This window comes from Phaeovulum vinaykumarii (genome assembly GCF_900156695.1).
Lineage (GTDB): Bacteria > Pseudomonadota > Alphaproteobacteria > Rhodobacterales > Rhodobacteraceae > Bieblia_A > Bieblia_A vinaykumarii.
Window position 1 is genome coordinate 1 of the sequence record NZ_FTOM01000003.1, and the last position, 12870, is coordinate 12870.

Genomic DNA, 12870 nt, shown 5'->3' on the forward strand with positions numbered 1-12870 from the left:
GGCGAGAAGCTGCACGAGCAGATGATCGGCCCCGAGGATGCCGCGCATACCTACGAATATGCCGATCATTTCAAGATCATCCCGGCGATCCACAACTGGTCGAAAGACCCCGTGCGGATCAAGGACGGCACCCGGGTCCCCGAGGGCTTCACCTATTCCAGCGAGACCAACACCGACTGGATGCGCCCCGAAGACCTGGCCCGATGGATCACCGAAAACCGCGACAGGATCGGGAAGTTCTGAGCCGCGCGCCCGCTCAGCCGCGTTGCGGCGGGAAGGTCGGGGCGCGCGCGCCTTCCAGAACGGCCAGGATGCTGGCGGCGGTTTCCTCGGCGCTGGCGCCGGGGTCGTGGCCCGCCATCGCGCGGGCGAAATGGCGCTCGACCACGCCGGGATGGCTGCGCGCAAGAAGCGCGCCGACCGCGCGTTCCAGCGCCGCGTGATCGACCTCGACCCCCGCGATCTCGGCATAGCTGAGCCCCTCGCGCCATTCGATCACGCCCGGCAGATTGCGATACCACGCCTTGCCGAAGACCAGCGCGGGCTTGCCCATGCGGATCGCCTCCCACCCCACGGTGCCGGTGATCGAGGCCACGAAGCGCGCATTGCCGGTCAGGGCGTGGGTGTCGGCCCAGCTGGGCAGGAAGGTCACCGACGGGATGCGCCGCAGCCGGTGAAAGAACAGCGGGCCGCGCATGAAGGCGCCCTGCTTGGGGTTTTCCTTGACCAGGATGCGCACGCCCTCGGGCAGGATCGCGGCCAGGGTTTCGATCGCATGGGCCTGATCACGGAACCGCCCCCCCAGCGCCGAGGTCGTCATCTCGGGCTGAAGCTGGAGCGGGAAATAGACATACTCGCCCGAGAGATCGAGCACCTGATCCTCGAGGCCGGCGAGATGCTCGAAATAGGCCAGCGCATCCTCGTGGAAGAAGCGCGCAAAGGGATCGCGCCATTTCGGCAAGCCGCCATAGACGCGGCGCATGTCGCGCAGCAGCCGCCACAGATGGAGGGGCCGCAGCACCAGCCCCGGCCGTTTCAGCGCCAGATAGGCCAGCAGCTGGACCAGAGCGCGGGCCGAGAGGTGGCCGCCGGCCTCGCGTTCCTGCTTGATGCCCTTCATGTAGAAGAGATCGGGCCGCGAGCCGCGCTCGATCGGGTAGGGGGCGGCCGTGGGGTCGGCGGGGAAATCGCCCAGATCGGCCGGGTCGGTCAGCGAGAAGATGCGGTTGGGAAAGAGCGACTGGCTGACGATGGTGACGCCCAGCCCCATCGCGCGGGCGACCTGGAACAGCACCGTGTCATAGGTCAGATGCGGGACGTTGAAGAACAGGCAATGCGTGACCTGCCGTTCGATCAGGGTCTGGCCGATCACATCGGCCAGAATGTGGTAATAATCGGCGTAATCCTGAAGGCTGCGCAGCGGGTGGCTGCGATAGGCATTGCCGGCCCCCTGACGCTGGATCTGGTCGGCGAAATCCTCGAAGGACGCCTGGAATTCGGGGCTGTCCATCAGCACCTGCGCCGCGCCGGTGAAGCGTTGCGCGGCAAAGAGATGGCCCATGCGGCCCGCGCGCGCGTCCATCCGGTTCAGCGCCGAGGCCTTGATGTCGTCCTTCGTGCCGCCGAAATGCAGCACGACCTCGACCCTGTCGCCCGCCTGCCGTTGCAGCGCCGCCAGCACGCGGTTGGTGTTCTCGGCCGTCGAGACGACGGCAAGGCGCATCGTCATCGCTCCACCATCGACCAGTCGAGGGGCTCGCCGCGGGCGATGGCGCGGCGGGCGCGCGCCTCCAGCACGCGGTCCAGATGTTTTGGCGCCAGCCCCAGCCCCGGCCGGATCGAGCGCACGTTCTGCGCGGTGAAGGGCGCGCCCTCGGCGATGTCTTCCACCGCATAGAGCGAGCGGCGGAATTGCGCATTGGCGCCGCCGATCCCGGCGCGGTCGGGGCGCGCGGGCCCCAGCGCGGCATGGGCCATGCGGCAGTCCAAGACAAGCTGGCGGAACTCCTGCGGCTCGAGCGAGAAGTCCGCATCAGGCCCGCCATCGGCGCGGCGCAAGGTCATGTGTTTCTCGATGATCGTGGCGCCGCGCGCGACCGCCGCCACCGCCACGGCCGAGCCCAGCGTGTGATCGGACAACCCCACCGGCACGCCAAAGGTCGCGGCCAGCGTGGCGATCGTGCCGAGCCGCATCTCCTCGGGGCGGGCGGGATAGGCCGAAACGCAATGGAGAAGCGCCAGCCCCCCCGCGCCGCCCGCCCGCGCCGCGCGGCAGGCATCCTCGATCTCGGCATAATCGGCGATGCCCGTCGACATGATCAGCGGCTTGCCCGTCGCCGCGGTCTTGCGGATCAGGGGCGTGTCCACCAGCTCGAACGAGGCGATCTTGTAGGCCGGCGCGTCCAGCGTCTCGAGGAAATCGACCGCCGTCGGGTCGAAGGGCGAGGAAAACACCGCCAGCCCGTGGCTGCGCGCGCGCGCAAAGAGCGCCGCGTGCCAGTCCCAGGGGGTCGAGGCCTCGCGGTAAAGATCGTGCAGGCTGCGCCCGTCCCACAGCCCGCCATGGATGCGGAACTCGGGGCGGTCGACGTCCAGCGTGATCGTGTCGGCGGTATAGGTTTGCAGCTTGACCGCATCCGCCCCGGTCTCGGCGGCGGCATCCACCAGCGCCAGCGCCCGGCCCAGATCGCCGTTATGGTTGCCCGACAGCTCGGCAATCAGATAGGGCGGCTGGTCGGGCCCGATGGGGCGGCCCGCGATTTCAAAGGCTTGGGTCATCGGTGGCTCCGTGTTGGGCGGCGGGGGCCAGCGTCCGTCGAAAGACCAGGACACCGGGAAGCGGGCGCGGGGCGGCGGGGTCGGCCGCCGTGTCGGGGGGGCATTCGGCAAAACCCAGCCGCTGGTGCAGCGTGACCGAGGCGGGATTCGTCTCGAGCACCTCGCCCTCGACGATACGGCACCGGGGCTCGGCGGCAAGACGGCGCAGGAAGGCGGCCAGCATCCGCCCGCCGGCGCCGGGCGGAGCGTCGGGCGCGCCCAGATAGAAGCTCCAGCGCCAGAGCCCCGCGCCCTGATCGACCGCGCTGACAAGACCCAGATCGCGCCCGCCCTCGGCATAGACGCACCACAGCCCATCGTCGCGCGCAAGCGTGCGCGCGAACCACGCGGCATGGACGGCGGGGTCGAGCGGGTCGTGGTTGTGGCTGGCGGCGCGCACATGGGGCTGGTTGCGCCACTCGAAGAGGCGCGCGCAATCCTCGGGCGCGAGCGGCCGCAAGCCGCCCTCGAGCGCGTCGAGAACCCTTCCCGCGCCGCGCCCGTCGCACAGCCCGGCCGCCGCCTGCGCCATCTGGGGCGCGCGCGCAAGGGCGCGGGCAAGCGCCTTGGCCATCCGGGCCGGATCGCGCGCCTCGGCCAGCGACAGGAGCTCGACCGCGCCGCGCGCGGCCAGCGCCGCGAGGCCGGGCTCCTGGTTCTCGGCCACGGCCACGGCCAGCGTCGGCAGCCCCAGGCAGCAACGCTCCCACGAGGTGCCGCCGCCCGCGCCGATGCACAGATCGGCCGTGCTCATGCGCTGCGCCATGTCGGTGGCATCGAGCGTCAGGCTCCAGCCCGGCCGATCCGCGATCCGCGCGCGCACGGCCGCGACACTCTGGGCGCTCGCCCCCATCACCACCTCGGCTTCCAGATCGCGGCCCGCCAGCGCGTCCAGCGCCAGCGGCGCCAGCCCCGCGGCATCCATCATCCCCGGCAGGATCAGGACGCGGCGCACGCCCGCCCCGCGCCGGGCCAGCGCCGCGGCGCGATGGGCGGCGAATTCGGGGCGCAGAAGCGCGAAATCGGGGCCCGGCAGCGTGGCCGGCACCGGATGGCGGCGCGGGGCGCGGCGGTCCAGATGGCCGGGGTCCAGCACCATGTCGGCGCCGGTGTCGCGGTCGTCCAGATCATCGAGCGCCAGCACCCGCAGGCCGGGGCAGGCGGCCCGGATCGGCGCCACCCAGCGCGCGTCCAGGCCATAGTGATCGACGACCAGCCAATCGGCGCCCGCCTGCGCCACCAGATCGGCCGCGCGGCGCGCGTCCTCGGCCCAGGGCAGCGACAGCCAATGCGCATGGCGTGGAAAGGCCTCCGGCGCATGCGGCAGGGGGGCCAGTTCATCAAGCGGGAAGCCCGCGGCGTGGATATGGCGGTTCAGCTCGGCCCGCGCCGCGATGAAGCGGACCGCATGGCCGCGCTCGCGCGCCGCCCCCGCCAGCGTGAGGCAGCGCATCAGATGGCCGCCCCCGATCTGCGGCCCGGCATCGACGCGCATGACCAGCCGCAAGGCTCAGCCCTCCGCGCGGCGGGCCAGACGCGCCAGCATCTCGGCGCGGGTCCAATCCTCGGGCGTGTCGATATCGACCGCGCGCTCGGCCGGCAGCTCGACCCCCGCGGCCCCGTCCCAGATGCGGGCCGTGGCATCGGCCCAGGTGGCAGCCATGGCCCAGTAGAACTGGCCCGCGTCGAAGAAGGCGGGTTCCAGATCCTGCGAGCGTTTCGGCATCATCTCGGGCTGGCGCGGGATCATGCTCCCGCCCTCCAGCCGATAGGCGCGGTCGATGGGCGTGGCATAGCGCCCGACGCTGAGCACCCAGCGCGCGCCGTCCTCCAGATGCGCGCGCCCCTGCGCCAGATCCGCAGGCGCAAGGAAGAGGGCGGTGGGATAGATGCAGCAGACCGGCACCTGCGGCGCCAGCCCCAGCCGGGCCACGGCATCGCGCACCACCTCGGTGGTGCCGGCGTGATCGTCCGACAGATGCGCCGCGCGCAAAAAGGGCGTCTCGGCGCCCAGATCGCGGGCCACCGCGGCGATCTCGGCGTCATCGGTGCTGACCACGATCCGCGCGAACAGGCCGCTGTCGCGCGCCGCCGCGATCGGCCAGCCGATCGCCGGGCGCCCCTCGAAGAGGCGGATATTCTTGCGCGGGATGCGTTTCGAGCCGCCGCGCGCGGGCAGGATCGCCACCGCGTCGCTCATGCGCCCGCCTCCGCCGCGGCGGCCTCCTCGCGCGAGGCGGGGCCGCGTTTCCAGCGCCGATGCGTCCAGAGCCATTGCGCCATATGCGCGCGCACCTGCGCTTCCAGGCTGTCATTGACGGCCTGCATCATGGTTTCCTCGTCGCTGGGCGGGATCGGACGCTCGACCTCGATGCGAAAGCTCACCCCGTCGGGCTGGCGGATCGCGTAGATCGGGATCAACAGCGCGTCATAGCGCAGCGCCAAGCTGGCCGCGGACAGGCCGGTGAAGGCGGGCTTGCCGAAAAAGCGCAGCCGCGCGCCGCTGCCCATGTGCTGATCGACCAGCAGCGCCATGGACTTGCCGGCCTTGAGATGCCGGATCATGCCCACGAAACCCTCGTGGCCGCGCGGGAACAAGGGCTCGCCGATCTGGCGGATCGTGGCCAGATAGCGGTCGTTGAAGCGCGCGTTGTTCATCGGCCGGTAAAGCCCGCCCATCTGGAGCCCGCGCCGGATCAGCGCCGCCCGCGTCACGTCGTAATTGCCGAAATGCCCCGAGACCACGATGATCGGGCGCCCCGCGGCCTGGGCGGCCTCAAGATCGGGCAGGCCCGGCCCGTCAAGGGGCGTCCTTGCCACCATCGCCTTGACGTCGGCGGGCGAGAACAGCTCGATGAACATGCGGCCCAGATTGTCGGGCACCTCGCGCAGCAGGCGGGCGCGCTCGGCGGCGGGCAGGTCGGGCACGGCAAAGGCGAGGTTCTCGGAGATGCGGCGGCGCAGCCCCAGAACGGGGGCGGCAATGCGCGACATCAGCCAGCCCGCCACCGGCACGCGCCAACGGAAGGGCAGCCGCGACAACAGCGCAAGCGCTACCGAGACCAGGGCATATTCGACCTGTTCCTTGACGATCAGCGGGACGCGCGCACGGGTCTTTGCCATGTCAAAGGGTTCCTTTCCACTGGCGGTCTACCTAGCCGCTTCGACCGGGCTTGGAAAGGTGGCATTGCCCCGGCACGCCCGCCATCCGGCAGGCTTTGGCCGACCCCTGCGCGCGCGGGGGCTGGGGGGGAGGGGGCGGGGGTGGGGAGGCAAGGCAAGGGCCCCCGGAACCGATCCGGGGGCCCTGATTGTCGATCTCCGGCCGGGGTCAGCCGCGCTTGACAGCCTTGAGCTTGTCGATCCCCAGCGCCTTCATCGCCATCTTTTCGTAGAAGGTTTCCGACGTGCCCTGGCGCAGCTTGTGCAGGAAATATTTCTCGAAGCCGATCTTGGCCATGTGGACCCACTTGCCCGAGGACGACCAGTTCACGTTACGCGGCGGGATCTGCGGCTGGGCCACGAAGGCGATGCCGCTGTCGCCGAAATCGGCCAGGCAGACGGCGTTCCAGCTGCCGATGTGGCTGGGCTCCTCGCCGCGGGCGATGTCGCCCAGGTTGCGCGCCGTGGCGGTGACCATCGACTCGATCATGAAGCCGGTCTTGGGCACGCCGCAGGGCACCGGCGTCGGCCCGATCGGCGGGATCGCCACGCAGACGCCCACGGCAAAGACGTTCTGGTATTTCGGGTTGCGCTGATACTTGTCGACGATGGTGAAGCCGCGCGGGTTCGACAGCCCCTCGATCCCCGAAACCGCCGGAATGCCGCGGAAGGCCGGCAGCATCATGGCATAGCCGAAGGGCATCTCGTGGGTGTTCTTGACCGCGCCGTCCTCGGCGATCTCCTCGACGACCATCTTACCGTCCTCGACCTTCTTGACGCGCGAGGAGGTCAGCCACTTGATATGGTGGTTGCGCAACTCGCCCTCGAGCAGGCCCTTGGTGTCGCCCACCCCGTCAAGCCCCAGATGGCCGACATAGGGTTCCGAGGTGACAAAGGTCATCGGCACCTGATCGCGGATCTTGGCCTTGCGCAGCGCGGTGTCCAGAATGAAGGCGAATTCATAGGCGGGCCCGAAGCAGCTTGCACCCTGCGCTGCGCCGACGATGATCGGGCCGGGGTTCTCGCAGAAGCGCTCGAAGGCGATGCGGGCCTGTTCGGCGTGGTCGATGTGGCAGATCGACTGGGTGTGCCCGTCGGGGCCGAAGCCCTCGATCTCGTCGAAGGCCAGCTCGGGGCCGGTGGCAATGACGATGTAATCATAGCTGACCGACTGGCCGTCGACCAGTTCGACCCGGTTCTCGTCGGGGTGCAGCTTCTGCGCGGCGACGGGGATGAATTCGATGCCCTTGCGTTTCATCGTCGGGCCCAGGTCGGCGGTGATCTCCTGGCGCTGGCGCCAGCCCACGGCCACCCAGGGGTTGGACGGGACAAAGTGGTATTTCGGATCCTTGGTGATCACCGTCACCTTGTCTTCCGGCCGCACGGCGTCGCGCAGCTCATAGGCCATGATGGCCCCGCCAAGCCCCGCCCCCAGAACGACGAAATGGGTCATGTCGATTCTCCCTCCTCCGGGGCGCTCGCCCCCTTATATGCGCATGATTGAATGTGACATGCGGTCGCGTCAAGAGAAATGGCCACGCATACGAAAAAATAGGGAAATGGGGCGTATCTTACTGCGCGCCTTGGTCTCAGCCAGGCGCATTGCCGCATCCCTTAGATAAGCGTAATCTAATTCCAGAGGAGCGCTTGCGAGTATGGCCCACACGTAATGAAATCCACCATCACCTGGGCGATGCGCGCCGGTCCGTGGCTTGCGGCCCTGGCCACCGGCTTGTGCCTGGTCGGGCTGGGCGGCTATGTCCTCGACCGCGAGGCCCTGCATCAGCTGCTTCCGGTCCAGACCACCAGCCATCCCGTCACGCTTCTGTCGGCCCTGATGCTGGGGCTTTCGCTGATGCTGGACGGGCCGCGCCGGCAATCGCCGGCCCGGCGTGGCGTCAAGCTGGCGCTGGCGGTGATGGCCTTGGCGCTGTGTCTGACGCGTCTCGTGCTGGGGTCGGACCCGCTTCTGGCGCAGGTCGCGCCGGACGTGCTCGATCATGTCGTGCAGGACCGCGTCTTGCCCGATCGTGTGCCCGCTCCGAGCCATGACATGACCCGCAATGCCGCGCTGACGCTGGCGGTGCTGAGCCTGGCCGTCGGCGCGCGCGCGCTGCGCCGGCCCGGCATCTCGCAAACGCTGGCGCTGGTGGCGGGGGTGCCGCCGGTCCTGTCCTTTGCCGGCACGCTCTATGGCATGGGGCATTTCTACGGCGAGATGTCGGCTCAGACCACGGTGCTCTGTGCGCTTCTGATCAGCGCCTGTCTGGCGATGGGGGCCAATCGCGGCGCGCTGCGGGTCATCCTGGGCGACGAGGCGCCGGGCCGGATCGTGCGGCGCCAGATCCTGATCGGGCTGCTGGTGCCGCTGGCGGTGGGCTATTGGATGATCGCCCAGGTCGAGGATCGCGCGCTGGCCGAGCCCTTTGCCCTGGCGATCGTGGCGCTGGGGATCTTTGTCGTGCTGCTGGTGTCGGTCAGCGCGCTCTGGAGCGAGCGCGAGGACCGCGCGCGGCGGCGGCGCGAGCGCGAGGCCCGGCACATGGCCTCGCATGATGCGCTGACCGGGCTTCTGAACCGGCACCGTTTCGAACGCGACCTGCTGACGCTGGTGGAACGCGCCCGGCGCGAGGCCATGCCGTTGGCGCTGATCATCGTCGATCTGGATCATTTCAAGCTGGTCAATGACACCGGCGGGCATGCCTGCGGCGATCTGGTGCTGCGCCGGACGGGCGCGGTGCTGTCCGATCGCATCCGGCACGCCGACCAGCTGGCGCGCATCGGCGGCGAGGAATTCGCGCTGCTTTTGCCCGACACCGACCGTCAGGCCGCGATCGAGCTGGCCGAGCGGATGCGCCGGGCGGTGGCGGAGATGCGGCTCGAGCCCTGGAGCGGGCATTCGGGGCGGCTGACGGCGTCGCTGGGCTGTGCGGTCTATCAGAGCCCCGAGACGGCGGTGGAGTTTCTCGCCCGTGCCGATGCCGCGCTCTATATCGCCAAGGCGCGCGGACGCGATCGCGTTGTCGCGGCCGGCGCCCGTCCGACGGGGATCGAACGCGTGGCCGAATAGCCGCCTGCAAGGGAAAACGCGCGCCCCCACTTGGACGGCGCGCGTTCCCGGATCTTGCGTGGTTCCGCACCCTGTGGCGCGGGAGGGGGGCGGGGACGTTACATCCCCGGATCGAGCGAGCGGCGCACCGCCCCGCCGGCTTCGACCCAGCCGGCAAAGCCGCCGAGGTTGTAGACCTCCTGATAGCCCATGTCCTTGAGCAGCTTGCCCGCCAGCGCCGAACGCCCGCCCGAGGCGCAATAGACGATCACGGGGCGGTCACGGCGCAATTCGGGGTCGTGGAACTGGCAGTCCGGGTCGGCGCGGAATTCCAGCATACCGCGCGAGATGTGGTGGGCGCCCTCGACCTTGCCGCTATGGGCGATCTCGGGGGCGTCGCGCACGTCGAGCACCAGCGCGCCCTCGGCCATCAGCGTTTTGGCTTCCTCGACGCTGACATGCGGCACCATCGCATTGGCGGTCTCGAGCAATTCCTTGACGGTCAGCATATGGCCCTCCTTTCGGGGTCGTGGCCCCTGACGGTCCGGGGGGATCGCCAGGGGGATTGGCAGGCGGTTTGACGGTGGGGCCGCCCATCACGGATGCCCGTCACGGACGGCCCCGGTCCGCATCATTTCGGCAGTTCGGCGGTGATGCCCTCGACATAGAAGTCGAGCCCGGCGAGCTGGCCGTCGTCGGGGGTTTCGCCCGCGGCCAGCCAGGGGGTGCCGTCCTGCTTGTTCAGCGGGCCGGTGAAGGGGTGGTATTCGCCCTTGCCGATGGCGTCCGCCATGGCCAGCGCTTCGGCCTTGACCTCGGCGGGCACGGCCGAGGTGATCTCGCCGATCCCCACCATGCCGGAGCCGATGCCGCCCCAGGTCGCGTCCGAGGTCCAGGTGCCGTCCAGCATCTTGCCCACGCGCTCGATGTAATAGGGCGCCCAGTCGTCGATGGTCGAGCCCACGCGCGGCATCGGCGCAAAGGCCGACATGTCAGAGGCCTGGCCGAAGGTGATGACGTTGCCGGCCTCCTGGGCCTTGGCCTGGGGCGCGGTCGAGTCGGTGTGCTGCATGACCACATCGCAGCCCTCGGCGATCAGGGCGGCGGCGGCGTCGGCCTCCTTGGCGGGGTCGAACCAGGTATAGGCCCAGACCACCTTCATCTCGACCGCCGGATTGACCTTGCGGGCGTGGATGAAGGCCGCGTTGATGCCCTGCACCACCTCGGGGATCGGGAACGAGCCGATATAGCCGATCTTGTTGGTCTTGGTCATGCGCCCGGCGATGGTGCCCTGAATGGCGCGCCCCTCGTAGAAGCGGGCATCATAGGTGGCCACGTTCTCGGCGCGCTTGTAGCCGGTGGCATGCTCGAACTTCACGTTCGGGAACTTGGCGGCGACATTCATCACCGCGTCCATGTAGCCAAACGAGGTGGCAAAGATCAGCGAATTGCCGGCCAGCGCCAGCTGGGTCAGCGCGCGTTCGGCGTCGGGGCCTTCGGGCACGGATTCCATGTAGGTGGTCTGCACGCGGTCGCCGAATTCGGCCTCGATCGCCTGGCGGCCCTGTTCGTGCTGATAGGACCAGCCCATGTCGCCCACCGGGCCCACATAGATGAAGCCGACCTTGAGCGGCTCCTGGGCCTGGGCCAGACCCGGCAGCCCGAGGCTGAGCGCGCCCAGCGCGGCGGTGGTCGAAAGGAAGGTTCTGCGTTTCATGGGTTCCCCCGTTGGTGATGCACCCTGTGCCGGGCACTGTGGAACGGCGCCGCGGCCCTTACCGCGACGCATGGAAGCTGCGCCCCAGTGCTGCGGGCGCAGCCTGGCGCCCGCGCGCATGAAGCGCCGAGATCGCCACCAGGACGATGATGGTGATGAGATAGGGCGCCATCGACAGAAGCTGGACAGGAATGGCATATTCGGCCGCCTGAAGGCGCAGTTGCAACGCGGTGACGCCGCCGAAGAGATAGGCGCCCAGCAGGACGCCGCCGGCCCGCCAGCCGGCAAAGACCACGATCGCCAGCGCGATCCAGCCCGCGCCCGCGGTCATGCCCTCGGTCCATTGCGGCACCCGCACGAGCGACAGATACGCCCCCCCGAGGCCCGCCATCGCCCCCCCGAAGGCCAGCGCCGCCAGCCGCACCGCCACGACGCGGTAGCCCAGCGCATGGGCGGCGTCGTGGTTCTCGCCGACCGCGCGCAGGATCAGGCCGGCGCGGCTGCGCGACAGGAACAGCCCCACCGCCCCCACCGCGAACAGCGAGAAATAGACCACCCAGTCATGCGAGAACAGGATCGGCCCCAGCACCGGCAGATCGGCCAGCCCGCCGAAGTCGATGCGCGCGGTCTGGGGCGGGCGGATGCCCTCGAAGCCCTTGCCGAAAAGCGCCGAGAGCCCCAGCCCGAACAGCGTCAGCGCCAGCCCCGTGGCCACCTGATTGGCCAGCAGGATCTGGGTGATGACCCCGAAGAGAAGCGCCATGCCCATGCCCGCAAGGGCCCCCGCGGCAAAGCCCACCGCGGGCGATCCGGTCATGACCGCGGCGGCAAAGCCCCCGATCGCGCCCATGATCATCATCCCCTCGACGCCCAGGTTCAGCACGCCCGATTTCTCGACCACCAGCTCGCCCAGCGCCGCCAGCAGAACTGGCGTCGAGCTGACCATCAGCGTGGCCGTCAGCGCGATGAGGTCAATCCCGCCCAGGGTCATGTCCGCGCTCCTTTCCAGCGAATGCGATATTGCGTCAGAAGATCGAAGGCGAGAAGGAAGAAAAGCAGCATCCCCTGGAATGCCTGGATTGCAGCCGCCGGCAGCCCCAGCATCAGCTGCGCCAGATCCCCCCCGATATAGGTCAGCGCCATCAGCAGGCCCGCCGCCAGGATCCCCCAGGGGTTCAGCCGCCCCAGGAAGGCCACGATGATCGCGGTGAAGCCGTAATTGGCGTTGAAGCTGTCGGTGATCTGGCCCGAGGGGCCGGCCACCTCGAACATGCCCGCAACGCCCGCCAGCGCCCCCGACAGCCCCAGGCAGAACCGGATCAGCCGCGCCGGGCTGACCCCGGCGAAACGGGCCGCGCGCGGGGCTTCGCCCGCGACGCGGATGCGAAAGCCCAGCAGATGCCGGCTCATCAGCAGATGCGTGCCGATCACCGCCAGCAGGGCCGCCACCACGCCCCAATGCAGCCCCGACCCCGCGATCAGCTCGGCGTTATGCGCCGACGGATATTGCTGGAGATTGCGCGAGCCGGGAAAGCCGAAGCCCTGCGGGTTCTTCATCGGCCCGAAGGCCATGTAGGCCAGCAGGTTCTGCGCCACATAGACCAGCATCAGCGACACCAGGATCTCGGAGGTGCCGAACCGGGTCTTGAGAAACGCCGGGATCATCGCCCAGGCCCAGCCCCCCAGCGCGCCGGCAAGGACCATCGTCGGAAAGATCAGCGGCGACTCGGCCGGCCAGAGCGCCAGCGCCACCGCCGCCCCCGACAGCGCGCCGACGATATACTGGCCCTCGGCGCCGATGTTCCAGATCCCGGCGCGAAAGCCCACCGCCAGACCGCAGGCGATCAGGATCAGGGGCCCCGCCTTCACCAGAAGCTGGCCGCGGAAATACTCCGCATTGGGCCCGAGGAGCGGATCCCAGAAGATCATCCGCAGGGCCTCGGCCGGGGGTTTTCCCAGCGCCGCGAAAAGGCCCGCGCCGGCCAGCATGGTGGCCAGGACCGCAACGACCGGCACCGCCAATGTCCAGAACCGCGAGGCCGCGCGGCGCCGCTCCAGATGGATCATGCGTCAAATCCCTTGGCTGTTCGGGAAAGGGGAAAACGGGGGGCAGTCAGAGGCATGG

At 69.5% G+C, this 12870-nt stretch carries 11 protein-coding genes and 1 pseudogene; 2 read left to right on the forward strand and 10 right to left on the reverse strand.

Annotated features, from left to right (window positions below):
* Nucleotides 1-243: pseudogene (locus BW949_RS08100) on the forward strand (UDP-N-acetylglucosamine 4,6-dehydratase (inverting)); the annotation flags it as partial.
* Between the two features lie 13 nt (nucleotides 244-256).
* Here the strand turns inward: BW949_RS08100 and BW949_RS08105 are convergent.
* The 6 genes from BW949_RS08105 to BW949_RS08130 all read right to left on the reverse strand — a co-directional run bounded on the left by BW949_RS08105 (nucleotide 257) and on the right by BW949_RS08130 (nucleotide 7432).
* Nucleotides 257-1723, reverse strand: a complete 1467-nt coding sequence (locus tag BW949_RS08105; RefSeq protein WP_159440054.1) for a capsular polysaccharide export protein, LipB/KpsS family — start codon at nucleotides 1721-1723, stop codon at nucleotides 257-259.
* Nucleotides 1724-1725: 2 nt separating this feature from the next.
* Nucleotides 1726-2778: a pseudaminic acid synthase gene (gene pseI / locus BW949_RS08110; RefSeq protein ID WP_076364963.1), complete on the reverse strand. Its 1053-nt coding sequence runs from the start codon at nucleotides 2776-2778 to the stop codon at nucleotides 1726-1728.
* Nucleotides 2762-4324: a UDP-2,4-diacetamido-2,4,6-trideoxy-beta-L-altropyranose hydrolase gene (gene pseG / locus BW949_RS08115; protein WP_076364965.1), complete on the reverse strand. Its 1563-nt coding sequence runs from the start codon at nucleotides 4322-4324 to the stop codon at nucleotides 2762-2764. Before pseG ends, pseI begins: the two co-directional genes overlap by 17 nt.
* 3 nt (nucleotides 4325-4327) lie before the next feature.
* Nucleotides 4328-5017, reverse strand: a complete 690-nt coding sequence (gene pseF, locus BW949_RS08120; RefSeq protein ID WP_076364967.1) for a pseudaminic acid cytidylyltransferase — start codon at nucleotides 5015-5017, stop codon at nucleotides 4328-4330.
* On the reverse strand, nucleotides 5014-5940 hold the full coding sequence (locus tag BW949_RS08125; RefSeq protein ID WP_076364969.1) for a lysophospholipid acyltransferase family protein: 927 nt from the start codon (nucleotides 5938-5940) through the stop codon (nucleotides 5014-5016). The genes pseF and BW949_RS08125 overlap by 4 nt, the downstream gene beginning before the upstream one ends.
* 208 nt (nucleotides 5941-6148) lie before the next feature.
* Nucleotides 6149-7432 carry an NAD(P)/FAD-dependent oxidoreductase gene (locus BW949_RS08130; RefSeq protein WP_076364971.1) on the reverse strand — a complete coding sequence of 428 codons (1284 nt, stop codon included), beginning with the start codon at nucleotides 7430-7432 and terminating at the stop codon, nucleotides 6149-6151.
* 216 nt (nucleotides 7433-7648) lie between these two features.
* Here BW949_RS08130 and BW949_RS08135 point away from each other — a divergent pair, with 216 nt between their 5' ends.
* Nucleotides 7649-9049 carry a GGDEF domain-containing protein gene (locus tag BW949_RS08135; RefSeq protein WP_076364973.1) on the forward strand — a complete coding sequence of 467 codons (1401 nt, stop codon included), beginning with the start codon at nucleotides 7649-7651 and terminating at the stop codon, nucleotides 9047-9049.
* A gap of 98 nt (nucleotides 9050-9147) precedes the next feature.
* Here the strand turns inward: BW949_RS08135 and BW949_RS08140 are convergent, their stop codons facing one another.
* The 4 genes from BW949_RS08140 to BW949_RS08155 form a co-directional block, all read right to left on the reverse strand.
* Nucleotides 9148-9537 (reverse strand): rhodanese-like domain-containing protein, encoded by a 390-nt coding sequence (locus BW949_RS08140; RefSeq protein ID WP_076364975.1) that lies wholly within the window; start codon nucleotides 9535-9537, stop codon nucleotides 9148-9150.
* 122 nt (nucleotides 9538-9659) lie between these two features.
* Nucleotides 9660-10745 carry a BMP family ABC transporter substrate-binding protein gene (locus BW949_RS08145; RefSeq protein WP_076364977.1) on the reverse strand — a complete coding sequence of 362 codons (1086 nt, stop codon included), beginning with the start codon at nucleotides 10743-10745 and terminating at the stop codon, nucleotides 9660-9662.
* A gap of 58 nt (nucleotides 10746-10803) precedes the next feature.
* Nucleotides 10804-11736 carry an ABC transporter permease gene (locus tag BW949_RS08150; RefSeq protein ID WP_076364979.1) on the reverse strand — a complete coding sequence of 311 codons (933 nt, stop codon included), beginning with the start codon at nucleotides 11734-11736 and terminating at the stop codon, nucleotides 10804-10806.
* On the reverse strand, nucleotides 11733-12812 hold the full coding sequence (locus BW949_RS08155) for an ABC transporter permease (protein WP_076364981.1): 1080 nt from the start codon (nucleotides 12810-12812) through the stop codon (nucleotides 11733-11735). The genes BW949_RS08150 and BW949_RS08155 overlap by 4 nt, the downstream gene beginning before the upstream one ends.
* Nucleotides 12813-12870 lie beyond the last annotated feature (58 nt).